Source organism: Sporolactobacillus caesalpiniae (assembly GCF_040513385.1).
Taxonomy (GTDB): domain Bacteria; phylum Bacillota; class Bacilli; order Bacillales; family Sporolactobacillaceae; genus Sporolactobacillus.
This window is the reverse complement of record NZ_JBEVCB010000005.1, coordinates 98,683-124,517: the sequence shown is the minus strand read 5'-3', so window position 1 is coordinate 124,517 and position 25,835 is coordinate 98,683. Positions and strand designations below refer to the sequence as shown.

26 protein-coding genes are annotated in these 25,835 nt (G+C 47.1%); 16 read left to right on the top strand and 10 right to left on the bottom strand.

Annotation, left to right across the window (positions count from 1 at the left end; genetic code table 11):
- Nucleotides 1-2 precede the first annotated feature (2 nt).
- From ABWW58_RS11015 to aac(6'), 4 genes are all read left to right on the top strand, one after another.
- On the top strand, nt 3-605 hold the full coding sequence (locus ABWW58_RS11015) for a DUF4811 domain-containing protein (protein ID WP_353869197.1): 603 nt from the start codon (nt 3-5) through the stop codon (nt 603-605).
- Between the two features lie 363 nt (nt 606-968).
- A complete protein-coding gene (locus ABWW58_RS11010; protein ID WP_353869196.1) occupies nt 969-2,435 on the top strand; it encodes an MDR family MFS transporter in 1,467 nt (488 codons plus the stop codon).
- A gap of 146 nt (nt 2,436-2,581) precedes the next feature.
- Nucleotides 2,582-3,946: an amino acid permease gene (locus ABWW58_RS11005; RefSeq protein ID WP_353869195.1), complete on the top strand. Its 1,365-nt coding sequence runs from the start codon at nt 2,582-2,584 to the stop codon at nt 3,944-3,946.
- Nucleotides 3,947-4,121: 175 nt separating this feature from the next.
- Entirely contained in the window at nt 4,122-4,559 is a 438-nt protein-coding gene (gene aac(6') / locus ABWW58_RS11000; RefSeq protein WP_353869194.1) for an aminoglycoside 6'-N-acetyltransferase, read from the top strand.
- Between the two features lie 41 nt (nt 4,560-4,600).
- On the opposite strand, the gene ABWW58_RS10995 is transcribed toward aac(6'), so the two are convergent.
- Both ABWW58_RS10995 and ABWW58_RS10990 read right to left on the bottom strand, forming a co-directional pair.
- A complete protein-coding gene (locus ABWW58_RS10995) occupies nt 4,601-5,224 on the bottom strand; it encodes a cupin domain-containing protein (protein ID WP_353869193.1) in 624 nt (207 codons plus the stop codon).
- A 77-nt stretch (nt 5,225-5,301) separates the two neighbouring features.
- On the bottom strand, nt 5,302-6,180 hold the full coding sequence (locus ABWW58_RS10990; RefSeq protein ID WP_353869192.1) for a cation diffusion facilitator family transporter: 879 nt from the start codon (nt 6,178-6,180) through the stop codon (nt 5,302-5,304).
- Nucleotides 6,181-6,312: 132 nt separating this feature from the next.
- Here ABWW58_RS10990 and ABWW58_RS10985 point away from each other — a divergent pair, with 132 nt between their 5' ends.
- Entirely contained in the window at nt 6,313-6,699 is a 387-nt protein-coding gene (locus ABWW58_RS10985; protein WP_353869191.1) for a DUF2500 domain-containing protein, read from the top strand.
- 140 nt (nt 6,700-6,839) lie between these two features.
- Nucleotides 6,840-8,015 (top strand): tryptophan synthase subunit beta, encoded by a 1,176-nt coding sequence (trpB, locus tag ABWW58_RS10980; protein WP_353869190.1) that lies wholly within the window; start codon nt 6,840-6,842, stop codon nt 8,013-8,015.
- A gap of 353 nt (nt 8,016-8,368) precedes the next feature.
- Here the strand turns inward: trpB and ABWW58_RS10975 are convergent, their stop codons facing one another.
- Entirely contained in the window at nt 8,369-8,872 is a 504-nt protein-coding gene (locus ABWW58_RS10975; RefSeq protein ID WP_353869189.1) for an AAA family ATPase, read from the bottom strand.
- Between the two features lie 30 nt (nt 8,873-8,902).
- A complete protein-coding gene (locus ABWW58_RS10970; protein WP_353869188.1) occupies nt 8,903-9,343 on the bottom strand; it encodes a hypothetical protein in 441 nt (146 codons plus the stop codon).
- Between the two features lie 161 nt (nt 9,344-9,504).
- On the opposite strand from ABWW58_RS10970, the gene ABWW58_RS10965 reads away from it, so the two are divergent.
- Nucleotides 9,505-10,446 (top strand): hypothetical protein, encoded by a 942-nt coding sequence (locus tag ABWW58_RS10965; RefSeq protein ID WP_353869187.1) that lies wholly within the window; start codon nt 9,505-9,507, stop codon nt 10,444-10,446.
- Between the two features lie 266 nt (nt 10,447-10,712).
- Here ABWW58_RS10965 and ABWW58_RS10960 read toward each other — a convergent pair whose 3' ends face one another.
- Complete coding sequence (locus ABWW58_RS10960) at nt 10,713-11,399, bottom strand: NAD(P)H-dependent oxidoreductase (protein WP_353869186.1); 687 nt, start codon at nt 11,397-11,399, stop codon at nt 10,713-10,715.
- A 325-nt stretch (nt 11,400-11,724) separates the two neighbouring features.
- Between ABWW58_RS10960 and ABWW58_RS10955 the strand changes: the two genes are divergently transcribed.
- Entirely contained in the window at nt 11,725-12,366 is a 642-nt protein-coding gene (locus ABWW58_RS10955; RefSeq protein WP_353869185.1) for an NUDIX hydrolase N-terminal domain-containing protein, read from the top strand.
- Between the two features lie 7 nt (nt 12,367-12,373).
- Here the strand turns inward: ABWW58_RS10955 and ABWW58_RS10950 are convergent, their stop codons facing one another.
- Nucleotides 12,374-12,574, bottom strand: a complete 201-nt coding sequence (locus ABWW58_RS10950) for a hypothetical protein (protein WP_353869184.1) — start codon at nt 12,572-12,574, stop codon at nt 12,374-12,376.
- 342 nt (nt 12,575-12,916) lie between these two features.
- On the opposite strand from ABWW58_RS10950, the gene ABWW58_RS10945 reads away from it, so the two are divergent.
- The 3 genes from ABWW58_RS10945 (at nt 12,917) to htpX (ending at nt 15,815) form a co-directional block, all read left to right on the top strand.
- Complete coding sequence (locus tag ABWW58_RS10945) at nt 12,917-13,693, top strand: tyrosine-protein phosphatase (RefSeq protein ID WP_353869183.1); 777 nt, start codon at nt 12,917-12,919, stop codon at nt 13,691-13,693.
- Between the two features lie 673 nt (nt 13,694-14,366).
- Entirely contained in the window at nt 14,367-14,912 is a 546-nt protein-coding gene (locus tag ABWW58_RS10940; protein WP_353869182.1) for a LemA family protein, read from the top strand.
- Between the two features lie 12 nt (nt 14,913-14,924).
- The gene (gene htpX / locus ABWW58_RS10935) at nt 14,925-15,815 is read left to right on the top strand and encodes a zinc metalloprotease HtpX (protein ID WP_353869181.1); all 891 of its coding nucleotides are present in this window, start codon (nt 14,925-14,927) and stop codon (nt 15,813-15,815) included.
- A 113-nt stretch (nt 15,816-15,928) separates the two neighbouring features.
- Here the strand turns inward: htpX and ABWW58_RS10930 are convergent, their stop codons facing one another.
- The 4 genes from ABWW58_RS10930 to ABWW58_RS10915 are packed head-to-tail and all read right to left on the bottom strand — an operon-like array spanning nt 15,929 to nt 18,850.
- Entirely contained in the window at nt 15,929-16,150 is a 222-nt protein-coding gene (locus tag ABWW58_RS10930) for a hypothetical protein (RefSeq protein WP_353869180.1), read from the bottom strand.
- Nucleotides 16,147-17,556 (bottom strand): ABC transporter ATP-binding protein, encoded by a 1,410-nt coding sequence (locus tag ABWW58_RS10925; protein ID WP_353869179.1) that lies wholly within the window; start codon nt 17,554-17,556, stop codon nt 16,147-16,149. Before ABWW58_RS10925 ends, ABWW58_RS10930 begins: the two co-directional genes overlap by 4 nt.
- Complete coding sequence (locus ABWW58_RS10920; protein ID WP_353869178.1) at nt 17,553-18,242, bottom strand: energy-coupling factor transporter transmembrane component T family protein; 690 nt, start codon at nt 18,240-18,242, stop codon at nt 17,553-17,555. The genes ABWW58_RS10925 and ABWW58_RS10920 overlap by 4 nt, the downstream gene beginning before the upstream one ends.
- Complete coding sequence (locus tag ABWW58_RS10915) at nt 18,239-18,850, bottom strand: MptD family putative ECF transporter S component (protein ID WP_353869177.1); 612 nt, start codon at nt 18,848-18,850, stop codon at nt 18,239-18,241. Before ABWW58_RS10915 ends, ABWW58_RS10920 begins: the two co-directional genes overlap by 4 nt.
- Before the next feature lie 374 nt (nt 18,851-19,224).
- On the opposite strand from ABWW58_RS10915, the gene ABWW58_RS10910 reads away from it, so the two are divergent.
- The 5 genes from ABWW58_RS10910 to ABWW58_RS10890 are packed head-to-tail and all read left to right on the top strand — an operon-like array spanning nt 19,225 to nt 25,445.
- Nucleotides 19,225-19,833, top strand: coding sequence for an MptD family putative ECF transporter S component (locus tag ABWW58_RS10910; protein WP_353869176.1), 609 nt, complete (start codon nt 19,225-19,227; stop codon nt 19,831-19,833).
- Between the two features lie 18 nt (nt 19,834-19,851).
- On the top strand, nt 19,852-20,520 hold the full coding sequence (locus ABWW58_RS10905; RefSeq protein WP_353869175.1) for an energy-coupling factor transporter transmembrane component T family protein: 669 nt from the start codon (nt 19,852-19,854) through the stop codon (nt 20,518-20,520).
- Between the two features lie 29 nt (nt 20,521-20,549).
- Nucleotides 20,550-22,019 carry an ABC transporter ATP-binding protein gene (locus ABWW58_RS10900; protein ID WP_353869428.1) on the top strand — a complete coding sequence of 490 codons (1,470 nt, stop codon included), beginning with the start codon at nt 20,550-20,552 and terminating at the stop codon, nt 22,017-22,019.
- A gap of 22 nt (nt 22,020-22,041) precedes the next feature.
- Complete coding sequence (locus ABWW58_RS10895) at nt 22,042-23,862, top strand: ABC transporter ATP-binding protein (RefSeq protein WP_353869174.1); 1,821 nt, start codon at nt 22,042-22,044, stop codon at nt 23,860-23,862.
- On the top strand, nt 23,859-25,445 hold the full coding sequence (locus ABWW58_RS10890; RefSeq protein WP_353869173.1) for an ABC transporter ATP-binding protein: 1,587 nt from the start codon (nt 23,859-23,861) through the stop codon (nt 25,443-25,445). Before ABWW58_RS10895 ends, ABWW58_RS10890 begins: the two co-directional genes overlap by 4 nt.
- Nucleotides 25,446-25,835 lie beyond the last annotated feature (390 nt).

Sequence of the window (25,835 nt, the reverse complement as noted above, 5' to 3'; positions counted from 1 at the left end):
GTGTGATTCTATATACGTTAATCATAAGTGTTCTACTCTTCGTTATCTTCACCTTCACGAGTGGATCGAGGAAGTATGCAAAGTATCGATGGCTTCATTATAGTTTGGCAGGACTCGCGTTGATCGTTTTTCTCGGCAGCGAGACACTGCTCATCATGAATGAGCACGGTCATTTCGGTATGAAAACAAAGGTGTATACTCAAAAAGTTTCGCTGTACTCTGCAACCGGTGCCGCGGTGAATTCGCAGATTCCGTTTATGCTGCTTCATCAAGATGCGGGCAAGGACCGGATCTACATCTATAATACGGAGAAACAGGGCAAGCCGAAGATGAAACACACACAGATTACTGACAAAAATGCGGTAAAGACTACGAATCAGACGGCTTATCTTGCCATCGAGAAGAAGCGGCGCGTATTCAAAAACAGTTTTTATAAGAATTTGTTTGCGTACAGTGGAAATAAAAATGTACTCGTTTCAACACGCAATGTTTTCTATCTGCCTGAAAATCATCAGGTGATGAGTGTGAACGAGATGAAGAAGATGCAAAAAGAGATGCTGGAAAAACAGAAAAAAATGCAGAAACAGCAATCTAAGAAAAAATAAACGATCATCTAAAAGAAAGTGATTCTGAAGGACGGCTCGAAATTCATTCGAATGATCGAGACCGTCTTTTTTGCCGGAAATCAAAGCGGAGGTGCGAGGGCGCTTGCGGGATCAGCTCCGCAGATTTCTGCCTGTTTGAGGAGGCTCGCGGTGCGCCCGCGGCAAGCGAGTAACCGAAGCGACGATTCAGCACTGAAAAGACACAAAACCATCACACATGGCTGGAGATTAAGGACCAGGCGCTTTATGCCTGGTTTTTTTGCGTTTTATCCAGTAGGGAATGAGTGAACAGGTGTCGGCTGAGCCATACTAATCGGCAGAAGTGACGAAATTCGAGCGGGAGAATAAAAGGAGAATGATGCAATGACGTTGAATACATGCAGCCTCGATTGTGACGGAAGACCGTACAATCGATCCTTTTTGGTCGTTATTCTGCTCATCGGCACTTTTTGCGTTGTGGCCAACCATACGGCCATCACAACCGCGCTCCCGGGTATTATGCGCGATTTTCATATTGATGCGGATACCGGGCAATGGCTGACCTCCGGATTCCTGCTGATGAATGGAATCATGATTCCGGTTACGGGGATGCTGATGCATCGAGTCAATTCCAAAAAGCTGTATATAGCTGCGATGCTGATCTTTCTATCGGGGACCTTGCTGGCGGTGCTCGCACCTAATTTCCCAATTTTATTGATCGGACGCCTCATCCAGGCGGTTGCGACGGGAATCATGATCCCGCTGATGCAGACCATCCTTCTACTCATCTTTCCAAAGAGAAAGAGGGGGGTAGCGATGGGATTGGATGGTCTTGTGCTGGCGTTTGCGCGTGTCATCGGACCAACGGGTGCCGGACTAATCATTGACCATTTCAACTGGCGCGTCCTTTTCTGCGCCTTTATCCCTGTAGCACTATTGGCGGCTTTCCTTGCGCCGGCAGCCATGCGAAAGATTGTTCCTCTTGAACAGAAAAGCATTGACTATGTCTCGCTTGTACTGTCGACTTTGGGATTCGGTGGTTTGCTTTATGGATTCAGCAGTGTTGGTCATCACGGCTGGGCGTCGCCTATTGTACTTGGGTGGCTTTCGGTTGGCGCAATCGGTGTTATTGGGTTTATTTATCGTGAGCTGACCATAGACAACCCCATGCTGAATCTGCGTGTTTTTCGATCGCCGCTGTTCAGTATTTCTGTTGTTGTCGGCGGAACGTTGATGGTCGTCATGTTCGGTGCGGAGCTTGTGCTGCCGCTTTATATCCAGAATGTGCGGGGGGGAAGTGCCTTTTTTTCCGGCCTGGTGATGCTGCCCGGCGCTGCTGTCATGGGACTCATGTCTCCGGTAACTGGTATTATTTTTGACAAAATAGGTGTTCGTAAGCTCGCAATTACAGGTATGGGGCTGCTAACATTGAGCACGATTCCGTTTGTTTTTCTCACCATGACGACACAATTAGGCGCGATCATCATTCTCTATGCGTTACGATTTCTCGGAATCTCTATGGTCATGATGCCGATGACTACTGCAGGCATGAATACACTGCCCGATTCGCTCATGAGCGACGGCACTGCGGTTACCAATACGTTACGCACCATTGTCGGCTCAATTGGCACCGCGATTTTAATTAGCGTGATGTCCGATGTGACGAAAAGTGAATTACCGGAATCAGGCATGTATGGCTCTAACCCTGCTTTATTCCAATTACTTAAAACCGACGCGGCACTTAATGGCGTGAATGCCGCATTTCTTGTCGCCATTGGCTTTTGCGCAGTGACTTGGGCGCTGACTTTTTTTATTAAAGACGTCCGGCACAATACGCGTTCTATTCGGTGAGTGGTAGGCAAAATGCTCAATGAAAGTAAATATATGGAAATGGGACAATGTTGACACGCTATAGGAAACACGTATAATTGAAAACGCTATGGGATTTATCGCATTAAAGCACACCTGTAAAACATAGAGAGAAAGGATAGGAAAAAATGGCTGCAACAGAAGGAAAGAAGGAATCACTCAGGCGCGGGTTGCTTCCGCGCCACATAATGCTTATGGCAATGGCCGGCATGATCGGCACAGGCATTTTTAAAGGAAGCGGCGATACACTGAACATTGCCGGTCCGAGTGTCACAATCGCGTACTTAGTATGTGGATTAATTTTGTTTATTGTTATGGTCGCGCTTGCGGAGATGGCGATTGCCTATCCGGGATTGAATATCCAGCACCTGATGCATAAAGCGTTCGGTTTCCGTATTTCAATCATGATCGGCTGGTTGTACTGGATTAACTGGATGATCGTGACGGTTGTTGAAATCTTGGCCGCAGGCAGTTTTCTTCAGTATTGGTTTCCGCAAATACCTTTGTGGGTGCTTGCCGGACTGTGCGGTCTCTTTATCGTTGGCATTAACCTTTTCCAAGTGAGTCTTTATGGCGAATTCGAATTTTGGTTTGCCGGAATTAAAATAGGCGCGATTATTGTATTTATTATTCTTGGGCTGTTGATCCTTTTCGGCATTGTCCCAAGCCCTGCCGATCCGATGAAGAACTTGTTTGGACACGGCGGCTTTTTCCCGCACGGGTTCGGCGGCATGATCTCTGCACTTCTTGTTGTTATTTTCTCATACGGCGGATCGGAACTGATCGGGTTGACGGTAACGGAGGCCAAGGATGTGGAGCATGTTCTGCCGAAGGTCATAAAGAGCGTTGTATCGCGGGTGATCATGTTCTATATTCTGCCGATTATCATTATTTGCGGCATGATGCCGTGGAGCAGTGTTTCAGCGACCGAAAGCAGTCCGTTCGTTCAAGTATTTGAAACAGTCGGTCTGCCGGGTGTGCCGCATCTGATGAACTTTGTGCTGCTGACAGCCGTACTTTCGGCAGCGAATTCGGGGATTTACGCGACGACGCGGACGCTGTATGCAATGGCTGAACGCGGCGAGGCGCCGGGCTTTGTGCGTAAACTTTCAAAAAGTGGTGTACCGCTTGGCGGGATCGCGCTGACGACAAGTTTTCTAGCCGTCGGTGTTGTGCTGGCATACTTATCGCCAAGTCAAATTATCAATCAATTAATGAGCATACCAGGGTTTACCATTTGTCTTGTCTGGATCGCCATCTGTGCAGCTGAATTGAGGCTGCGCCCGAGCTATAAACAGCTCCCATTTTTCAAAATGGCCGGATTTCCATACATGACCATTGTCGGCTTAGGTGCGCTGTCGTTAATCTTCGTAACATTCGTGATCAATGCAGCCAATCTTGTGGGGACGGTAACCTGCCTTGCGATCATGGCAATCTTGATTGCTGTTTCGTTCCTCGTTAAGCCAAATGAGAATTCGCATGAAAGTATGTAAGATGAAGATTTATGAAGATGCTGTCCTTTACGGGGCAGCATCTTTTTGAGTTAGATTCAATCCATAATGTACGGAATTCACGGCCTCGTGCAGAAAAATTCGTGTTTTTCGCTTTCGCTTATCTGATTTCACTGTAAAATAAAGAGAGAAGATATGCCGCATGAAGGAGCTGCTCATGGAAATTTTTAAAGGAACGATCAATCAATTGGATGCGCTTGTCGATTTGGAACTTGAACTGTGGCCGGGTCATACGCGCAAAGAATTACTGGAAGAAACGCAGACGCTGCTTCAATCTGCCGACCATGTGTTTTACATGATAAAACAGGAGCGAGCATTCATCGCGTTTATTCATATGTCGCTCCGGAAGGACTATGTTGAGGGAGCAGTTGGGAGCCAGACTGGATATATAGAAGGAATTTACGTGAAGCCTGAATGCAGACGTAATGGCGTCGCGCACAATTTAGTGGAAGCGGCAGAACTTTGGGCGAAAGCTAAAGGATGCAAACAGCTCGGTTCTGATACAGAGTTGTCAAACCAAGCGGGCTTTGCTTTCCACGTTGGTGCCGGTTTTCGCGAAGCTAATCGAACAATCTCGTTTATTAAAGATCTGTAGTCCAAAGGCGCGCATCATCTCGGGATGACTCGCGCCTTTTGTCACGAGAACGAATTCGGATTCGCAGCAGCGGGACCGGCAAAATAGCTCTGGTGCTGTTGTCTATTCGGTTGCATAGGATTGGCATTCGGCATACCTGCATTTGCGCAGTCTGTCGGGGGGCCGAGAATGGTTGACTTGCGAATGGGCGCGACGGTTCGCGCATAGGCCGCCGGATCAATACAATAAGCGCGGTTCATCACTTCTGCAGGTGTGAATCGGAGAAAGTCAGAGCCGAAGACAACGTCAGGTGTGGGCACGTCAAAAATAGTGAGCAGATGAACATCATCGGTCAATGCGATAATCCAATGAAACCAGCCCTTCGGCAGCATCGAAACTTCGCCGGGACCGATTTGATAACTCATCAGCTTTTGCGTAAAGGGATTGAAAACGGAAGTGATCACAGATCCACGAATCATGAAGATCATTTCAGAAGCGTTCGTGTGCCAATGCGGCTGGATGATGATGCCGCGAGTCATATGAGCATTAAAAAAACCATTTTTTATTTCCGGAAATTGCGGACCGAACAATTGGCTGATGTAATTGTTCGCGTCACGCTGCTCTGCAATCTTTTTGGTCGAGTCAGCAGATAAGCGAAAAGAAGGATCAGATGGATTTAGTTGCATGTGCGTCATCCTCCATTTTAATGGGCTAAACGCTATACCCTATGACAAGGCATGATGGAGGGTTCCACAATTCCAAATTAATTCTGTTCGTTTGGTTCAACATGCACCTGTACATCGAAGACATCATAGTTATCCATCAACACTTTCTCGACGCGCGATGAAATTTGATGTGCTTCCCTAAGTCCCATGTCCGGATTTACAACAATGACCAAATCGATAACCGTATTGTTGCCGTATTTTCTGCCGCGGATATCGCGTACGCCTTCAACGCCGGCAACTGAATGGACAATTAAATTAAATGAGTTCAAGGTTGAGTCATCAAAACCGTCGGACAAGTAATAGGACGACTCTCTGAAAATATCCCAGGCCGTTTTGCAGATCAGGACGCCGATCAAAAGAGCGACAACCGAATCAAGCCATGGGAGATGGAGCTGTGCGCCGATAATACCGACGCTCGCGCCGACACTGACCCATGCGTCAGACAGATTGTCTTTAGCGGCCGCCAAAACCGATGTGCTTTTTGTTCGTATCGATAAGCGTTTATTATACGTATATACCGCAAACATGACTGCAGCGCAAAATAAACCAATCCAGGCAGATACAAGGTCCGGCGTTTCCTCATGACCTGCGACTACTGATTTTGCCCCATCAAATAAAACTTGAATACCGACAGCCATCATGACAAAGGAAGCAAATAATGAGGCGATTGTTTCACTCTTCCAGTGGCCGTACGGATGGTCACTGTCTGCGGGACGCTGGGAGAGCCGCAATCCGATCAGCACGGCGACCGACGCAACAATATCGGTCACATTATTAAATCCATCGGCACTCAGCGCTCGCGACCCCATGGTCAAACCGACAAACAATTTCAACGCAGATAAAACGAGATAGGTCACAATACTAATGATCGCGCCGCGCTCGCTTAATTTTAAATTCATGTATTTATCTTGAATCATTACAAACACCTGACTTTCTTTTCGCTGAAGTCATTTACAGGCAGATTTTTCATATAATGATGACAATTTTAACACGATACGGATACGTTACTCAAAAATAGAAAAAACGAAGCCATTCAGGGAGGTTCGTTCATGTTCAGTGACTCATTTAATGCCAGTTTTCAGGGCATGCAGATTTTGTTTTACATTGGATTTTTCGTCGTTATTACCGTCATTGTCGCAAGCGCCATAAAGAGAATGGCAACGTGGTCTTCGAATCAGCAAAAACCGCGGCTGCGTGTACGTGCCTTGGTTGTGGGGAAACGAACACAGACGTCGGGCGGAAATCAAACCATAGTGTCTACACACTATTATGCCACATTTGAAGTGGAAAGCGGAGATCGGATCGAGTTTCATCTAAACGGTTCTGACTATGGCTATTTAGTTGAAGGAGATCGTGGAATGCTTGATTTTCAGGGAACCATTTTTCAAGGCTTTACCCGTGAATCAGAGAGAGCAGATGCACAGAATCATGATTAATGCCTCATGTTTGGAAAATTTGTGTCAGTCAATTAATTTAGCTTGACTTCATGAACTGTTTATCGGAAACTTATGGGGCACCACATTTTCGGCATCTTCCATAGGGCGGATGCGAAAAAAAGAACGGGAGTTGAGTAGAGATGAGTAAGAGCACGAGCGTAGTAACAGAGGCAGGAACATTTGGTGAATTCGGCGGAAGCTATGTCCCGGAAGAGCTGCGGAAGGTCTTGGCGAAAATCGCTGAGGCATTCGACAGGTACAAGGATGATCCTGAGTTTAACAAAGAGCTGCGTTATTATTTGAAAGACTATGTGGGACGCGAAAATCCACTGACGTTCGCGAAGAATCTGACGGAACAAGCAGGCGGCGCGAAAATCTATCTGAAAAGAGAAGATTTGAACCACACTGGCGCGCACAAGATTAATAATACCATCGGACAAATTCTGCTCGCGAAGCGGATGGGCGCCAAGCGGATCATTGCCGAAACCGGCGCGGGTCAGCATGGTGTCGCGACCGCGACTGTAGCCGCTCTGTTTGGACTGCCGTGCACGATTTACATGGGAAAATATGATACGGAACGCCAAGCATTGAACGTCTTCAGGATGGAACTGCTTGGCGCAAAAGTCGTGCCAGTGGAAAAAGGGCAGGGACGTCTGAAGGATGCCGTCGATGTCGCATTAGGTGATCTAATTCAAAACCATGAGACAACCTACTACCTGCTTGGTTCGGCGGTCGGACCGCACCCTTATCCGACGATGGTGCGCCATTTTCAATCCGTGATCAGTGAGGAATCGAAGCGCCAGATCCTGGAGAAAGAAGGCAAACTGCCGGCTGCGGTTGTTGCCTGTGTCGGCGGCGGCAGCAATGCGATTGGCGCGTTCGCGCATTACATTGACGAACCGAGCGTCCGTCTGGTCGGCGTTGAACCGGTGGAGGCGGCAAGTATTGCTGAAGGCGTACCCGCGATTATCCATGGGTTCAAATGCTACGCGTTGGTCGACGAAAACAATAATCCGAAACCAACCTATTCCATTGCCGCAGGCTTGGACTATCCGGGCGTCGGACCGGAGCACAGCTATCTGAAGGCATCCGGGCGCGGCGAATACGTGACGGTGACCGGCCAAGAAGCACTGGACGCGTTCTTGAATCTTTCGAAGGTTGAGGGAATCATTCCGGCACTGGAAAGCGCGCATGCCGTTGCTTACGCGATGAAGCTGGCAAAGACGCTGCCGAAGGACGAAAGCATCATTGTCAACCTTTCCGGGCGCGGCGATAAAGATGTGAAGCAAGTGTATGACATGTTGCAGAAAAAATGAGAATGACGATGCAATCTGAAAACTAGATGTGTGAAACAAAAAAGGCGGCTTGGCATTTAAATGAATGCTTAAGCCGCCTTTTTTATCGTTTGCCTCGCTGGGACGACGTCATAATATTCCACTGGGCGATCAGGTAAGCGCCCAATCTGAAAAATAGGCGGAAAAATTCCGCTTAATTCGAAAATGAACGAGAAAATAGCTTAAATAGGCGGAGAAATTCCGCCTATCGAATCAAAAAGTGTGAAAATGGAGGTTTTTTCTGTGTATAAGCGGAAAAATTACCCTTATTTACCCCTGAAATAAGCGCCATGATGCATATAACCGGAAAATCTCCGCTTATTTTACTCGGTTTTTTATTTGTGAATGGCTTTAACGATTGCTTCTAGTTCATCAACAACTGCGTGAATCGGCTTTCGCGTATCGATTTCCGTTGTTGCCCCTGCGCGAAGAAGTGGTACAACTGCGGCAAAATCACTTATAATCCGCGTGCGATCTTCTACCGTTTTTCCAAAGGGATTGTTTTTGCGCATCCTGACACGCTCAAGGATCGTTTCGAGCGGGGCGGACAGGAGTACAATTGCATCGAATTGAGGGTAAAACTTGACCTGATTGGTGACGCAGCCGGAGAGGAACAATGTACCTTCATCATGCTTGGCAAGAAGTTCGCCTATACGTTTCTCATGCCATAGTTGTTCAAAGCCTTGACCATTCGAAAGCGGCACGTCCTCGCCCCAATTGCCATAATCCGTATCGACAACTTTATAGCCTCTGCGCGCAAGTCCATCTAGTGTGGATGACTTTCCGACACCGGACATGCCGGTGATGAAGATGACGGCTTTTTTTAGATGATCGTTCATACAGAAATCTCCTTTGGCAATCCATAAGGTTTAGTTGGATACTTTAACAGAGAATGCGTAATAGGAATTTCCACGTACCCATTTTGCGTGAAGGAGAATAACATAACTTCCTGCTTTTCTCGGCAAAGCGAGCTGATTTTGGCGAATTGGCAGTTCCGTTCCTTCTTTTTCATTGCGCCAAATGTGTGCTGTGAGTTTCGGATGCGATTGATCGGAGAACGAGATAATCGCTTTATCGCCGGTGGTGACCGGCTGAGTCTCCATCCGTTTTGCAATTTTCGATGGAGAACTGGCATCTGCAACAACCGCGTTATGATAGAAAAATCCATACCGCCACTCATACGTGCCTTTTCCCGTTTCTACTTGTGAGTGATTCACCTTGACCATAGCATCTGGCGGTTCTTGTTCCGATGAACATCCGTTCATTGTAAGCAGCAGTAGACATAATAGCAGAAATCCGATCTTATTCATCAGCCTCTCTCCAATGCTTTTCCACCATTTTAACCCATATGCTCCGCTAATGAATGATACAATAGAAAAAAATGAGAGGATGCGTCCTATGTTTCTTCATAAGGTTGATAGTGAGGTTTCGACTCGCTGCTAAATGGATTACCTATTAGGGAGGAATTACAATGCTTGACCGATTCGACAGAGAACTTCAAGAAATCAAAGAGCAGGTGAAGTACAAACGAAAATGGGAGGATCAGCTTGGCCGTTTGCAGGATGAGGCGGAGCAGCAGGAAGTGAAGCTGAATATGCTCAGATCCATGCGTAACAAGGAACAAAGGGATGTTGACCGCATGGAGTCGTTCAGCGTGCCCGCTATTCTTTATTCAATAATCGGGCGGAAGCTGGAAAAAATCGACAAAGAGAAGCAGGAAGCAATTACGGCTGAACTGAAATATCAAGAAGCTTGTCGCGCTGCAGAGGATATGAAAAAAGAACTGGCTGAACTGCAAAACCGGTTATTGTCTGTGCAAAATGCGGATCAGGAGTACACGGAGTGGATGAAGAGAAAAGAACGACTCATTCATGACGCCCAATCGCCGCTCAGTGAAGAACTCTACGCATTGATGGATGAAGAAGCGGATCTTCGCGCGAATCTCAAGGAGTATGGTGAAGCGTTCACGGCAGGCGCGCAGGCACGCAACGCACTTGAACGCGCGCTGAAATCATTGGGGTCTGCGGAAGGTTGGTCGAACTGGGATATGTTCGGTGGCGGCTTTCTTTCAACAGCGATAAAACACGAAAAGATGGACGACGCTCATGGCGATATTCATGAAGCGCAACAAGCGTTGCGACAATTTCAGAATGAATTGAGTGATATTACCGATGCCGCGTTAACTGATCTTGAAAACGATCAGCTTCTGAACTTCGCCGACTACTTTTTTGATAACATTGTGACCGATTGGATGGTGCACAGCAAGATTCAAAACTCAGAGTCGCAGACGAGAAAGATTCTGCAGCAAACCAACGAGCTTCTCGGTAAACTGGATGAGGAGATCACTGAGCTTAAGCAGCAGCGTGACGCAGTCGCTCAGAAAAGAGTGGCACTGATCGAAATGGGACAGTAATTCAGCCGGATATCGGTCTGTTTTCGGATTTTATCGGTCTGTTTCGCGGATCAGATACGACTTCGGGATTTGGCTACGACTTTTCGCGGATCAGATACGACTTCGGGATTTGGCTACAACTTTTGATGATTTAGCTACGACTTTTCGGGATTTAGCTACAACTTTTCCCGGATTAGCTACGACTTCGGGATTATCGGTCTGTTTCGATAAGTGTCGCAAAAAAACCTGCGCAAACGGATTCACGCAGGTTTCTTCTATAATAAAGGTTAGTTTTTCCACTCGACGACGTCCTCAATCGGCTGTCTGACTTTGGGACGTGGGTCCTTGGCGCGATAACCGAAGGCAACCATACAGGCGATGCCGAAATCATTGCCCTTGATGATGCCCTCGTCCTGAAGTACTTGTTCAACCTGCTCCTTGTTAAAGCCTTCCATCGGGCAGGAGTCAATACCGATTTCCGCGGCAGCGGTCATCATGTTGCCAAGGGCGATGTAGCTTTGACGGCAGCCCCATTCAAAGAAGACGCGCTCATTGCTGGTTAGATCAAAATCAACTTTTTGAAAATTATCAATGGCACTTGTCATCATCGTTGCGACGTCCTCAGGGCATTTCTGCACGTCATTGATCATGTGCTGCACATGTGCGGAGTGCGCACTCAGTCCAAATTGCAGCCGAGATAAAATCAGTACAAAATGGCTCGCGGTTTTCAACTTTTCAGTGGCGCCCCATGATGCCGGAGCGAGCTTGGCGCGCAGATCTTTATTCTGGACGACAACAAACTTCCAAGGCTCAAGACCAAATGAACTCGGTGACAGATGACCGGTCTCCAGAATGAACTGAAAGTCCTCATCGCTGATTTTCTTTGCAGGGTCGAACTGCTTGCAGGCGTGTCTAAATTGAAATGCCGACAGAATTTGTTGCTTAATTTGTTCCTTGTTCATGATCTGATTCATGACTCATTCCTCTTTCTTTCATTGATGTGCCGCCGGTCAAGGCGTGTGCCTAGGAGGACGCCTCGTCCAGTTACGGTCAGAAGCAATAATCATGCTAACAGGGATAAGTATAGTCTAATATCGCGAAAAGTTAACTAAAGTGGCTTTTAGGTGGTCAATGGAATAATGCGTTCATCCCTAACCGGTGAGCATTGAATCAGTATTCTTGATAGTTATGGCGATTTTTTTCACAATAAAAAAAAGACTTTTTGGAGAGATTCGATGTACCCGGAATTTTCGGAAGGAAAGGGTTGAGCCTTCGATAAAAAGTTAGGAGGAATAGTTCATGAATGAGAGAAACAGCGAACTTTTTAAAAACAAGCCTTGGTTGAGCTGGGCAATGGAGCTGCAAGCCCTGGCGCAGGCAGGCCTCGCCTATTCAAAGGACCGCTTTGATCAGGAACGATTCATGCGCATCCGCGAAATTGCGGCGGAAATGCTGAGTCTGAAAACCGGTTTCTCCCCTGACCATGTCAAAGAAATTTTCTGTAATGAAACCGGCTATCAAACGCCGAAGCTTGATACGCGCGCGGCGATTTTCCAGCATGATCGGATTCTGCTCGTTAGGGAAACGAACGGCACATGGTCGCTGCCTGGAGGATGGGTCGATGTGGACCAATCGATAAAATCGAATACGATCAAGGAAGTAAAAGAGGAATCCGGTCTTGATGTTGTTCCGATCAGGCTTATTGCCGTTCAAGACCGCAACGTCCATAATCTGCCGGTGTACGCCTATGGTGTGTGCAAGGTGTTCGTGCTCTGCTCACTCATCGGCGGACAATTTGAGAAAAACAGCGAGACAACTGAGACCGGATACTTTGGCATCGACGAACTGCCGCCGCTTGCTGAGGAAAAGAATACCGCGGAACAAGTCAAGATGTGCTTTAAAGCGGCAAGCGATCAAAATTGGGTTGCGGCGTTTGATTGAGTACATGCTACTTTTTCTTCATGCCTCTAATCATTTCAGAGCCAATCGCGCCAACGACTAAAATGATCAGAGAAATCACGCTGTAATCTCTGAAAAAGCGTGTAAACGGAACATCCATTAACCGAAAAATCAGTGTCAGCAACCGACCGAAAAGCAGAATAATACCGATAAAAAGCAGCCAGTTAAAGAGCTTTTCAAAGAAAGTCATTTGTTTTCCTCCTTGTATCAATTGGATTAGCTCACGGCAATACGTTTCACGATTCGAGCCGGTCAACACGTATGCGCCCAATCGCACCGCTGATTGACGCCGTCTATTGTTTGATGGGAAAGTTCGCTTGATGCCGCGCATATAATACGTCAAAAGCTTTCTGGTCCATGCAGGTTCGCAAAGTCGATCCCTCAAAATTGAAAGTGACGCATCGAATACTTTTTTGATTCGTTCTCTCTATATAAAAGATTGACAGATCATTAGCATTGACGCAACAAATTGAATAAAAAACTATGATAAAATAAATGAAAAAGAAAAACTGAATGGGAAGAGGGGATGCTGATGGAAAGCGATGCATTGATGGAACGAGTGCTGCCTCTGGAAGGCGTGTACAATTTCCGCGACATGGGTGGAATCAAGACCAAAGACGGACGGAAGGTAAAGAAAGGACTCCTTTTTCGTTCGGCGGAACTAACCGGAATGACGAATGAAGATAAAAAAAATCTAAAGCCTTTGAATCTCAAACTCATCTACGATTACCGTGATAAAGCGGAAGCTATCGTTAAGCCGGATCCGCAAATCGGAAACGAACGGCATGAACGGATTGCGGTAAATGGGGAAGATAAATCGACCGCCAAAGATGAATGGGATCCGGCGACTTTTTATAAAACGTTTACGCGTGATAAATTTGCGCAGGTCTACAGGGAAATGCCGATTCAGAACGGCTCATATAAACGGTTGATGCATCTGTTTAAGAAGCCTGAGGAAAATCTGCCGGTGCTCCACCACTGCGCCGGCGGCCGAGACCGGACCGGTGTCGGCGCGATGCTGCTGCTTCGTACCTTGGGCGTAACCTTCGAAACCATTATGGAGGATTACCTGCTCTCGAATAAAACCTTGGTCGCTTATCATCAGGAAACGTTTGCCGAAGCGGCGCAGTACGTGTCCGGAGCACAACTGAAAAACTTTGAAGAAGGCTTCTTGTTGCATGAACAGTATCTGGACGCCTCGATCAGCTCCATTTTCGGCAACTACGGAAAGTTCGGCAAGTATCTGGAACGAGAGTTCGACATCACGCGTTCCGATCGTGAGCGAATTAAGGATTTTTGCTTAGAATAATTTTTTGAAAAGGGCGGCTTGATGGAAGCCGTCTTTTATGAGGCTTAAAATTATGTGCACAATGTACGTATTTGCCGGAAATAACGGAAGTGGTAAAAGTACTTTTCGAAGCCTAATTTTGGATAAAATTGATTCCCAATTCGTACGGATCGGTTGGACGATCAGGAGAGCGCCCAATCTGAGAAATAGACGGAGAAATTCCGCTTAATTAGAAAATGAACGAAAAAATAGCTTAAATAGACGGAGAAATTCCGCTTATCGAATCGAAAAGCGTGAAAATAGAGGTTTTTTCTGTGCATAAGCGGAAAAATTACCCTTATTTAGCTGTGAAACAAGTGCTACGATGCATATAAACGGAAAATTTACGCTTAGTTACTCTCGCTCGATTTAATTAAAGAACAATAAGACGGATGAGCCCCCTTCCAAGAACGCCGACTACAGTAGCGATCAAAGAAAATGGAAAAATCGTTTCCCAACATAATAATGCAGTACCATCATGGATGATCGAGTATTTTCAGGGAAAAGAAAATGAACGATAAATTGAGCAGCATCCTACATCGTATGGAGCTGTTTTTCGTATGCCTTACATTATTGAAAGTATTACATGAATAGGTTGTTGACGGATTCCAAATGGTATACTTAAGTTAACATGAACTAAAGGAGAGAAAAGCCAATGACACTGTGGATTATTATTGCCATCCTAGCCATTATCGTGATTTATTTTATTGCGCAATACAACGGTTTGGTCAAGCTGCGCAATTGGGTGCAGGAATCGTTCAGCCAGATCGATGTGCAACTGAAAAGGCGCCATGATTTGATCCCGAATCTCGTTGAAACGGTTAAGGGCTATGCGAAGCACGAAAAAGAAACACTGAATCAGGTGATTCAAGCACGCAACGGCCTGATCAGCGGCACACCGCAGCAGCGAATCGAAGCGGACAACCAGATCGAAGGCGCGCTGAAATCGATTTTCGCACTTGCAGAGTCTTATCCGGATCTGAAAGCGAACCAAAATTTCTTGCAGCTTCAGGAAGAACTGGCGACAACAGAGAACAAGGTTGCTTATTCGCGCCAGCTGTACAACAAAACGGTCAAGGACTACAACATCAAGCGTGAATCATTCCCGTCGAACATTATTGCCGGTATGTTCAACTTTAAAAGAGAAGAGCTGCTCACAATCCCTGAGGCTGAACGCGACGTGCCTAAGGTTACCTTTTAACGGAGGCCGCTCATGCTCTATCAACAAATCCAGCAAAATAAGCGGAAAACGCTCGTGTTGCTCACCTTTTTCTGCCTGCTCGTTCTCGTGATCGGCTGGGCGGTCGGCTACTTTTTGAACGGTGACATGCTGTCCGGGCCGATCATCGCCGCGGTGGTACTCGCATTTTATGTGCCGATCACATTTGCCAGTGCACGCGCGCAAGTCCTGAGCATGGCCGGCGCGCATGAGATCAAGAAAAGCGACAATCCAATGGTTTTTAACGTGGTCGAAGAACTGTCGCTCGCGGCGAATGTTCCGATGCCGAAAATCTACATTGTCGATGATCCGTCACCGAACGCGTTTGCGACCGGTATGAAACCGGAGTCGAGCGTGATCGCGTTCACGAGCGGCTTGCTCGAACGCCTCAACCGTGAGGAAATTGCCGCAGTTACCGCACACGAATTTTCTCACATTCGAAATTACGACATTCGACTGATGACACTCTGTATCGCGCTTGTCGGCGTGATCGTTGTTGTCGCAGACATTGGCCAGCGCATGTTCTTCTGGGGCGGCGGTCGGAACAATAAGCGAAACAATGAAAAATCGAATCCGATTTTCATGGTGATCGCGCTCGTACTGATTATTCTTGCACCGCTCGTTGCGCAGTTCGTTCAGCTCGCGGTATCGCGTAACCGAGAATATTTGGCCGATGCGTCAGCGATTGAACTGACTCGTGATCCACAGGGCTTGATCAATGCGCTGACCAAGATCAGCAGCGATGACAAAGGTATGAAGCATGTAAAAGACGCGACTGCCTCGATGTATATTTCCAATCCGTTTGGCAAGAAACACAAGAAGACCAATTGGTTCGCGACTCACCCGTCGACCGAGAGCCGGATCGAACGGCTCAAAGCGATGTGAAAAATAAGCCGGTCCCCTCGCAGAAAATCAACGAGGGGGCTTTTTGTTTGCTCAAAATGTGCCGGACAACACAAGAACACGCGAGAAAATCAGACAGTCGGTGCATGACCTGATTATAACAATTGGCTCAATGCACGAAAATCAATGCCCAATGCACGAAAGTCATCGCTCAATGCACGAAAAGGTTGGCTTAATGCACGAAAATCAATGCCCCATGCACGAAAAGGTTGGCTCAATGCACGAAAATCAATGCCCAATGCACGAAACCGTGCCAGTATCGGAGGCGGGCGCAATAAAATAAAAAATGCGCCGGTAACTGGGTCGGCGCATTTCATCTTATAATTGCTTCATCTTTAATTTTCTGTCCTTGCTCCATATGAATGATACGGGTGCAGGTAGACGCGATGAATTCCTGATCATGGCTGATCACAAGTATCGCTTTTCCGCGGGCGGCGAGCACGCGCAGACGCTCAGCGAGTAGACGCATCGTTTCACCGTCAAGTCCGCTGGTCGGCTCATCAAGTATTAGAATTGAGGAATCCATACTTTCAGCGACGGCTAGAAGCAAGCGCTGCTTTTGACCACCGGAAAGTGTCGATGGATGAGACGCTTTGAATGGAGCCAGTCCGTACGATGCGAGTATTGATTCAGCCTTTTCTGGTTTTTTGGCGCTGAGCCGTACTTCCTCACGTGCGCTCTCGGCGAACAGCTGGCTGTCAGTATGCTGCATGACAAAAAAGATTTGCTTTCTCCGTTGTTTGCGGTCATTCATACGATTGCGGAACCAAATGTTTCCGGTTTTTTGTTTAAGCAGTCCGCACACTAGTTTTGCCAACGTGGTTTTCCCCGCGCCATTTGGTCCTCTGAGTGCGATAATTTCACCTCTGCCAATCTGCAGGCAGAAGTCGTGAATCACGGGAACGTTCTTATAGGAAAAATTGAGCCGATCGATAGTGATGACTGTTTCTTTTTCCTGGATTTCTTCAGACACACGGATCTTGGGCAAGCGGGCGAATCGCAAACCAAGCTGTTCCAGTTTGGCAGGCTCGGCAGCGCGCAATTCGGCAGAAGAAAAGTGACGCGTGAGCTGCCCGTTCTCCATGTATAGGATACGATCAGCGAGATGAGTCAAGTAGAAGAGCCGATGTTCGGCAATAATAATGGTTTTCCCTTCGTTCTTCAGCACGCTGATCAACTGGCTCAACCGTTCCACCGCGGCCGAATCAAGATTCGCGGAGGGCTCGTCGAATACATAAACATCCGGATTGACTGCATAAATGCTGGCAATCGCGAGGCACTGTTGCTGACCGCTCGAAAGATGGAACAGGCTTTTGTCGAGCAGCTGTGAACTGCCGGATTTCTCTGCGGCAATGGAAATGCGTTTCATCATTTCATGGCGGGGCATGCCATAGTTTTCACAGCCGAACGCAATTTCATCAGCTGCTTTTTCCGCAAAGAACTGACTGCTCGGATCCTGAAGTACGGCGCCAACTCGTCGGCCAATTGACCAAAATGGAAAGTCGCGTTGATCGACACCATTAATAATGACGCGTCCGCTCAAGCTGCCGTTATAAAAATGTGTCGCCAAACCATTAATCAAACGTGTAATGGTCGTTTTCCCGCAGCCGCTTTTGCCGGTAATGACAACGCATTCCCCTTTATTTACGGAAAGACTTAGATCTTGAATGACCGGTAAACCATCCCCATTGTAGGAAAAAGTGACCTTTTCCAGTTGAATCATAGGATCACCCACCTATCGAAATACAGGCAAATAGCCGCTAAGCCAACCGACATGAGGATAAGAACACCATCCATTGTGCGAAAACGAATGTCACGGAGGCAGCTATGCGTTCCGGGATTTGCGATGCCCCGCAATTCCGCCGATGCAGCTAAATCATCGGAAATCGAGGCGCTGCGCGTAATGACGGGTATGAGTATATATTCAAACGCGCGCATTGGATGAGCAAAGGAAAGCAGCCCGCGCATACGTAACGCGGAGAATACGGTACGGAACTCGCCCCGAACTGTTGGCGCAAAGCGCAGCATGAAGGTGATCGGCAATGCGAGCGCGACCGGAAACCGCATTTTCATAAATGCCGCAGTCACTTCGCTCGGTGGCATGCGTACCATCGCATACGCTGCCATCATCACAAGTGAGATTCTTAATAGCGCAAAGAGCAGAACATCCGGCAGAAAAATAGTTACGCCGCCGGATCCTGTTAAGGTGCGCAGGAAAGCGATCAGAACTCCGGCAAAAAAGTAAAAAACGCCTGCACGATAAAAACCTTGCATCCATAAGTAAATCAGCATGAACACCAGTGCAATGCATATCGAAACATCATGCGTCAGCAAGGCTGAGAGCAGAAACATCAGCGTAAAAACGGCCAGTTTTGCCCGGAAATCCACATGAAGTGCGGGAAGGTTCATCGCAAAAGGCCACTTTTAACAAAGTGTTTCTTCATCAGTTTTGCAGAGACATAGCCGCCAAGCAGCGCGCCGATTGCAGTCAGTACCAAGATGAGCAGCACCCATGGCGCGGAGTAATAGAAATGGGCTACCTGATTAAAATGTTCTTTGCTGACTCCGGATGCAAGATATTGTTTCGAAAAAAACCAGATGTCGATCATGCCGTTGGTTGCGCGGAATAGCGAGCAGATGATCCAGCTAATGGTGATCCGGACGAAGTTTTTATAGGCATCCTGGCCGCTCATGACGAATTCGCCAAGAATGGCGGATAGTACAAACCATGCGGCAAGATAAGGTGTGCCGCTGATCAAGTAGAGAACGGCCATGATTAGACAATAAACGAGCACGGTGCCGCGCTTATGTACCTTAAGAAGCATAAATGTGAAGAGCGGTGCGGAAAGAAAGGCAATCAGCGGGCTGCTGATGAAGAGAGAAAAATAGAGAACGGACATTGCCGGTATCGCTACGGCAATTGCTAATATAATCATAAGTACGCTGAAAATACCGATTGTCGCCAGATTGCGGACCGACAATCGTTTTGATTCCGAACTTAATTTTGATGAATACATAATAATTCCTCATTTCGACATGGATTTGTTACAAAATAGACAAAAATAGAAGCAATCATATCGTAGCACAGCCAATCAATTTGAAAAGGGAATCCGATAAAATGTATGATATTTGTCACATTTTTATAATGAAAACGCGTTCATATGGATGGATTAGCCTAATTGACAGATAAACTGGGAATAACCGGGACACAATTTCGACAAAAATAAGTTTTCGAAAAATTATTGACAAAAAGAGGCAAAAACACTTTAATTAATAATGAAAATCATTATCAATTATGAAGGGCGGTTTTGCGGATCGATTCATGCGTTGTTTGTGGAATGTAGGATACACCCGTAAATAATAGTGATTGCAATTAGGGGAGTGACGGTTAATGAGTCAAAGTAAGAAGTTGAAAGCGCGTGATTACATTACGATCGGTTTGTATACGTTGCTTATTTATCTTGTGAACGCAATTGTCGGTATGGCACTGAGTCCGGCAATGTTTGTCGCTATGCCGTTTCTTTCGGGCGTTTGTTTGTTTTTCTCATCTATTGTTTATTTGCTTATGGCAGTGAAGGTTGGGAAAAAGGGAGCCATGCTTCTTATGGCTGCGGTTACGGGACTTATCTATACGTTAATGGGCATTGTGCTGATGCTTCCATATTTTATATTGGCTGGTATCGTCGGCGAGATTGTTCTGTGGAGGGGGGACGGCAGCCAGTATCGCAAAATTAAGCGACAGTCTTTTGCCTATGCAGCATATGGATCTATCTTTGGTATTGGTAATTTTATGGCTATCTATATCATGGGAACAGGTTTGTTCGAGAAGTTCAACTACTCGTCCGATATGATTCAACGAATGGTCTATTTTGCCTATTCACCGCTTTGGATGTCGGCAGGTCTTCTTTTCTCGTTTGTCTTCACCTTGCTGGGATGCCTTGTATCCAGCCGCCTATTGAAAAAGCATTTTGTTAAAGCGGGCTATCTCGCAAACTATTAACAGGCGGTGGGTAAACGAATGAGCTTTGATGTACGATTGCAGTTTGCCATGCTTGTATCATGCAGTATCTTGGTATTTCTCGTCGGCACGAACGGATTAGCGGCTGTGGCGATGATTACATTCCTTTTCCTGCTGTCACAGAGGCTAATGAAACAAGCGTTCAAGTGGATCATCATTTTTTTCGGATTGTTTGCCTGCTCTGTTGGCTTAGTTCACGCACCATGGTCGGTGTTGAACTATTTAAATTTTATCCTGCTGATTATTTTGCGGTTTATCCCGCTGCTCATGGTTGCCGCATCGCTCGGCGCTTTGCCTACGGGGGAACTTGTGGCTGGTTTGAAAAAGTTAAAAATACCTGAGAGCATTCTGCTGACTTTAACAGTAGCATTACGCTTTTTCCCGATTTTAATGGATGAGATCAAAATGATCAACGATAACGCATATCTGCGCGGCTTGTCCGTCCGCGATTGGCGCAACTGGAAGCATCCGCTGCTTTTATTTGAACACATGATCGTTCCTCTGCTCATGCGGACACTCAAGCTTGTTGACGATCTTTCGGCATCCGCATCAACGCGCGGCATCGATGCACCAGGCGAGAAGACGAGCTTGTATCGAATCAAATTCAGACGATTTGATGTCGTCAATATGCTTCTGATCGGACTCATTGGTGCCAGTCTCTTAATTTAGATTTGTTAAGGAAGTAGAGGGTGAATGGAATGCTTACTCTGAGTCATGTGTCTTTTGGCTATCAGGGACAGTTGAAACAACTCAAAGACATTAATTTGGAAGTCAAAGAGGGTGAGTGTGTCGTTGTTACCGGATCTTCCGGATGCGGGAAAACGACACTTACACGCGTCATGAACGGGCTGATCCCCCACTTTTTTGAAGGTGAGCTGACCGGGAACGTTGCGATTAAGAATCAGGATACGCGGCAATGGCCGTTATGGAAAATCGGCCAAAACGTCGGCAGTGTGTTTCAAGATCCAAAAAGTCAATTTTTCACATCCATTGTGCGGGATGAGCTGGCATTCGGCATGGGCAATTACGGTGCACGTAGTGATGAAATAAGCCGGCGGCTGACCAATATCTTAGAAAAGAGGTCGCTTCGCGAGTTGGAATATCGTCCGCTCATGCAACTGTCGAGCGGTCAGAAACAGTCGGTGGCGGTAGCAGCCGCCGAGATGGTTGAACCTGACCTTTATATTATGGATGAACCTTCAGCCAATCTGGATATGCGAGCGACTGAGCAGATGCGCCGGATGCTGCTTCAGTTAAAAAGGCAAGGGAAAACAATTGTCATTGCCGAACATCGCCTTTATTATCTGATGGATGTAGCCGATCGAATCATTTATATGGAGGACGGGCAGATTTGCGACACCTTTACTCCTGATCAATTGACCGAATTTTCTAATGAAAGGCTTGCCAAATTGGGACTTTGCGATCCTGTATTGATTCATGACCGTATCTGCTGTTCGGCTGCCTGCCAAAAAACAGAGCACTGTTTACGCGTACACAATCTGCGTGTACAGCACCGTCGAGCGAAACAACCGGCACTTTGTGATGTGGATCTGAATGTTTCCAAGGGAGAAGTCGTCGCGTTAATTGGCAAAAACGGCGCGGGTAAAACCACCTTGGCACGCACAATCTGCGGATTAATTGGTGAGAAGCGTGGGCTGATCACCTTTAATGGACAGCGTACACCAAGGAAACGGCGAAGAGAGAAGTGCTGGTTTGTCATGCAGGATACGGTGTATCAATTATTCACAGACAGTGTCTGGAATGAAATCATGCTCAATCAGCCGGTCAATGCTGAAACGGCAGCCCGGGCAGAACTGCTCTTGAAACAGCTGCACCTCTGGGCGATTAGGGAGCGGCACCCAGCTTCACTGTCCGGGGGTCAAAAACAGCGTCTTGTCCTCGGTGTGGGGTTAATGCAGCAGACGGACCTGATGATTCTTGATGAGCCGACATCCGGACTTGACGGGAAGAATTTGTGCCGAGTCATTGATCAAATTAAAGATCTTAGCGCGAGAGGGTGCGGCATTTTAATCATCACGCACGATCATGAGTTGATTTCCAGAGCGTGTGACCGCGTTGTGAAATTAATAGAAGGTCAAATCGTCCTCAATAAAAAGACAAGTGACTTGGGCTTGGAAACACTCGTTCATGAAATGATAACGAATTAGAAACATTGCGGAGGTGACAGAAATGAATGGAAAATCAGGAATTGCCCGGTTGTTTGAGCTGACCAATGAAAAGAAAGGGCTCATCGTTGCCGCCAGTATTCTATCTGTTTTGGCGACATTCATGATGGCTGTTCCATTTGTATCAGTATATTTTGTCGTTCGAGAGATTCTTAACCATGCGCGAAACATCAGCACTGTTGATGCAAGCTGGATGGCCATGTGGGGCTGGATGGCACTGATTTCACTGCTTGCCGGTATCGCCATGCTTTATGTCAGCATTATGTGTTCACACATATCGGCATTTCGAATTCTCTATCAGCTGAGAATCGCACTTGCCGAGCATCTTGCCAAGCTGCCGATGGGCTATCATACCCGTAATACAACAGGAGCCATTAAGAAAACACTTGAGGTCAGTGTAGAAAAAATTGAAAATTTTGTCGCGCATCAGCTGCCTGACTTGGTCAGCGCCATTTGCATGCCTATTATAATGATCGCGATTATGTTCGTGCTTGATTGGCGAATGGCACTTGCGGCACTGATACCGGTTGTCGCAGGCTTTATGATTCAGGTCGTTTTGTACAGCAGCAAGACTGGAAAAGACGCGATGGTACAGTATCAAGATGCCCTTGAAAACATGAATGCCGCCGGTGTCGAGTATATTCGCGGTATGCCCGCGGTTAAGGTGTTCGGTCTGACTGTTGATACATTCTTGCGATTTAAACGGACGATTACCGATTTCCGTGACTGGGCAGTGACCTATACCAAATTTTGCCGTACACCGTACATGATTTACTTAGTCATTCTGTCGTCTATTTTGACCTTTATTCTGCCGGTTGGAATTTTTCTAATCAGCGGCCAGCCGAACAATCAGGCATTCGCACTGACGCTTTTACTGTTCCTCACCATTGCGCCAAGCTTGGCGGCCCCGATGATGCGTCTGCTCTATCTGGGCGGAAACCTGCGAATTATTTCTGAAGGCGTGAGCCGTATTGATAAGATTTTCCAACAAGAACCAATCGAGGAGCCGGCGCATCCAAAACAAGTGCATGCGTTTGATGTCGGCTTCCACAAGGTGTCGTTTGCCTATGCAAAGAAGGAAGATGCGGACTACAAACCGATTTTGAATGAGGTCACCTTCACAGCAAAAGAAGGAACACTGACAGCGCTCGTCGGTCCGTCCGGTGGAGGAAAATCGACGATCGCCAGCCTGATTCCGCGTTTCTGGGATGTCCATCAAGGCAAGATTACGATTGGCGGCACGAATATCCGTGATCTCGGAACAGAAGCTCTGATGGATCATGTGTCCTTCGTTTTCCAAGATGTTCATCTTTTCCTCGACACGATTGAAGAGAACATTCGCATGGGCAATAAAACAGCGACTTTTGACGATGTTGTTGAAGCGGCAAAAGCGGCCTGCTGTCATGAGTTTATTATGCAGCTGCCAGGCGGCTATCAAACAAAAATCGGCGAATCCGGGGTCTACCTGTCGGGGGGCGAGGAACAGAGAGTAGCCATTGCCCGCGCCTTGCTGAAAAATGCGCCGATTCTCGTACTGGATGAGGCTACCGCTTACGCTGATGCTGAAAATGAGGCACATATTCAAAAGGCGATCAATGTATTAATTAAAAATAAAACGGTGATTATGATTGCTCATCGCTTGTCAACGATTCGTTTGGCAGACCAAATAGTGGTGATCAAAAAGGGCACGATTGCCGAACGCGGCACTCATGACGAATTATTAAAAACCAATGGTATCTATGAGCACATGTGGCGCGCTCATCTTTCCACGGCGCAATGGCGGCTGGGGCGCACGCAGCAATCCGGTGAGGTGAACACGAAATGAATTATTTATACAATATCAGTTCCGGGAATCCAAAATCACTGCTCCCGTCAATCTGGTCTTCACTCGTAGAGGGACTGCTTCGGCTTATGCCGGCAATCTTGATCATTGATGTATTTAACACGATTTACATCTCCTTTGCCAATCCGGGAACCCCGCTGAATGTGGCGCGTCTCTGGATCACGAGTAGTATCTTGCTCATTTGGCTGGTGCCGCAATTTATCAGTTCAGTGATGGCTTATAATCGAAGTTTTCTTGCAGCCTATCAGGTATCCGCTGATGGACGGATCAAGCTTGCTGAACACATCCGCAAACTATCACTTGGATTTCTTGGCTCAAAGGATCCGGCTGAGCTGACCAATATGATGCTCAGCGATTATGCGCTCGTGGAGCAAGGCGTGTCCCATCATGTGCCGCAAATGGTCAGTTCGATTGTTTTTCCTATTTTAGCGTTTGCGGGTCTGTTGTTTGTGAACTGGCAGATGGCTGTTGCCATGTTCATCGCATTGCCGCTTGCGGTGCTCGTTGTATGGTCAACGGACCGTTTCCAAGAGAAATTGAGCAAGAATCATATAGAGGCAAAAAATGTGGCGGCCAGTCGGCTTCAAGAATATTTGCACGGAATACGGGAAATCAAGGCCCATAATATGGGCGGCGAACGCTTCGAGCGGCTGCGCCGGTCCTTTGAAGAATTGATGCGTCATTCCATTCGGATCGAAGGCTTAATGGGCCCGATTCTAATGGTTGCGATCGTTCTGGTCCGTTCAGGGCTCCCAATCATGATTTTTGTCGGTACCTATCTTGTCGTCAATGGTCACGTGACCTTGCCGATTTTCCTCATGTTCCTACTTGTCGGCGTCCGTGTGTTCGAACCGATGACGGTTTTATTAACCAGTTACGGCGAACTCCGCTATGGCGCCTTCAGCGCAAAACGTGTGATGGCGATTATGAAGGAAGCGCCGCTTTCCGGTGATCGAGAGGTAGCGGCACATCAAGCAATTACCTTTGATCGGGTGACCTTCGGCTATCAAAAGGATGAACCGGTTTTGAAGAATATCAGCTTTTCCATTCCGGCAAATAAAATAACGGCACTAGTGGGTCCTTCGGGAAGCGGGAAGAGTACCATCACGAAGCTGATCGCTCGATTCTGGGACATTCAGTCCGGTCAGATCCGCATCGGCGGTCAATCCCTTTCTGAAGCGGATCCTGAAAAACTGCTGCGCCATGTATCCATGGTCTTTCAAGATGTATATCTGTTCAAGGATACGATTTTAAATAATATTCGTGTCGGGAAACAGAACGCCACACGTGAAGAAATTGAAGAGGCAGCAAGGAAAGCGCAATGCCATGACTTAATCATGGCGCTCCCGCAAGGGTATGATACCATGGTCGGCGAAGGCGGATCCACATTGTCAGGCGGCGAAAAGCAGCGGATTTCGATCGCACGAGCACTGCTCAAGGACGCTGATATTATACTCCTCGATGAGGCGCGGCCTCGCTCGATCCTGAAAACGAACAGGCGGTTCAAGCGGCGATCAATGCACTCGTCGTTAATAAGACCGTTGTCATTATCGCGCACCGACTGAAAACCATCAAAGAAGCCGATCAAATTATTGTCCTCGATCAAGGCGAACTTGTTCAGCAAGGCAAGCATGATCAGCTTGTTGAAGCGGATGGTGTCTACGCGCGTCTTTGGCATCTGCAGCAGGCGGCGGAAGGCTGGAGCGTGCAATAAGCTTTGGAATAGGAAAAAACCAAGGGGCACAGTCGATAGCTGTGCCCCTTGGTTTTATTCTAAAAGCACAAACAGAGGGTGAGCCAAGTTCATGCACGAAAATAGTGGTCCAATGCACGAAAATTAAGGTCCAATGCACGAAAATCAAGACCCAATGCACGAAAACCCGAGTTCCATGCACAAACAGGGTGATGAGCCAAGTTCATGCACGAAAATAGTGGCTCAATGCACGAAACAGGGG

What these genes read in the sequence shown, in the direction of transcription:
- ABWW58_RS11010 (WP_353869196.1), top strand. Translation starts at nt 969, where the DNA reads ATGACGTTGAATACATGCAGCCTCGATTGTGACGGAAGACCGTACAAT.
- ABWW58_RS11005 (WP_353869195.1), top strand. Translation starts at nt 2,582, where the DNA reads ATGGCTGCAACAGAAGGAAAGAAGGAATCACTCAGGCGCGGGTTGCTT.
- ABWW58_RS10995 (WP_353869193.1), bottom strand. Translation starts at nt 5,224, where the DNA reads ATGCAACTAAATCCATCTGATCCTTCTTTTCGCTTATCTGCTGACTCG.
- ABWW58_RS10990 (WP_353869192.1), bottom strand. Translation starts at nt 6,180, where the DNA reads ATGATTCAAGATAAATACATGAATTTAAAATTAAGCGAGCGCGGCGCG.
- ABWW58_RS10985 (WP_353869191.1), top strand. Translation starts at nt 6,313, where the DNA reads ATGTTCAGTGACTCATTTAATGCCAGTTTTCAGGGCATGCAGATTTTG.
- trpB (WP_353869190.1), top strand. Translation starts at nt 6,840, where the DNA reads ATGAGTAAGAGCACGAGCGTAGTAACAGAGGCAGGAACATTTGGTGAA.
- ABWW58_RS10975 (WP_353869189.1), bottom strand. Translation starts at nt 8,872, where the DNA reads ATGAACGATCATCTAAAAAAAGCCGTCATCTTCATCACCGGCATGTCC.
- ABWW58_RS10970 (WP_353869188.1), bottom strand. Translation starts at nt 9,343, where the DNA reads ATGAATAAGATCGGATTTCTGCTATTATGTCTACTGCTGCTTACAATG.
- ABWW58_RS10965 (WP_353869187.1), top strand. Translation starts at nt 9,505, where the DNA reads ATGCTTGACCGATTCGACAGAGAACTTCAAGAAATCAAAGAGCAGGTG.
- ABWW58_RS10960 (WP_353869186.1), bottom strand. Translation starts at nt 11,399, where the DNA reads ATGAATCAGATCATGAACAAGGAACAAATTAAGCAACAAATTCTGTCG.
- ABWW58_RS10955 (WP_353869185.1), top strand. Translation starts at nt 11,725, where the DNA reads ATGAATGAGAGAAACAGCGAACTTTTTAAAAACAAGCCTTGGTTGAGC.
- ABWW58_RS10950 (WP_353869184.1), bottom strand. Translation starts at nt 12,574, where the DNA reads ATGACTTTCTTTGAAAAGCTCTTTAACTGGCTGCTTTTTATCGGTATT.
- ABWW58_RS10945 (WP_353869183.1), top strand. Translation starts at nt 12,917, where the DNA reads ATGGAAAGCGATGCATTGATGGAACGAGTGCTGCCTCTGGAAGGCGTG.
- ABWW58_RS10940 (WP_353869182.1), top strand. Translation starts at nt 14,367, where the DNA reads ATGACACTGTGGATTATTATTGCCATCCTAGCCATTATCGTGATTTAT.
- htpX (WP_353869181.1), top strand. Translation starts at nt 14,925, where the DNA reads ATGCTCTATCAACAAATCCAGCAAAATAAGCGGAAAACGCTCGTGTTG.
- ABWW58_RS10930 (WP_353869180.1), bottom strand. Translation starts at nt 16,150, where the DNA reads ATGAAATGCGCCGACCCAGTTACCGGCGCATTTTTTATTTTATTGCGC.
- ABWW58_RS10925 (WP_353869179.1), bottom strand. Translation starts at nt 17,556, where the DNA reads ATGATTCAACTGGAAAAGGTCACTTTTTCCTACAATGGGGATGGTTTA.
- ABWW58_RS10920 (WP_353869178.1), bottom strand. Translation starts at nt 18,242, where the DNA reads ATGAACCTTCCCGCACTTCATGTGGATTTCCGGGCAAAACTGGCCGTT.
- ABWW58_RS10915 (WP_353869177.1), bottom strand. Translation starts at nt 18,850, where the DNA reads ATGTATTCATCAAAATTAAGTTCGGAATCAAAACGATTGTCGGTCCGC.
- ABWW58_RS10910 (WP_353869176.1), top strand. Translation starts at nt 19,225, where the DNA reads ATGAGTCAAAGTAAGAAGTTGAAAGCGCGTGATTACATTACGATCGGT.
- ABWW58_RS10905 (WP_353869175.1), top strand. Translation starts at nt 19,852, where the DNA reads ATGAGCTTTGATGTACGATTGCAGTTTGCCATGCTTGTATCATGCAGT.
- ABWW58_RS10900 (WP_353869428.1), top strand. Translation starts at nt 20,550, where the DNA reads ATGCTTACTCTGAGTCATGTGTCTTTTGGCTATCAGGGACAGTTGAAA.
- ABWW58_RS10895 (WP_353869174.1), top strand. Translation starts at nt 22,042, where the DNA reads ATGAATGGAAAATCAGGAATTGCCCGGTTGTTTGAGCTGACCAATGAA.
- ABWW58_RS10890 (WP_353869173.1), top strand. Translation starts at nt 23,859, where the DNA reads ATGAATTATTTATACAATATCAGTTCCGGGAATCCAAAATCACTGCTC.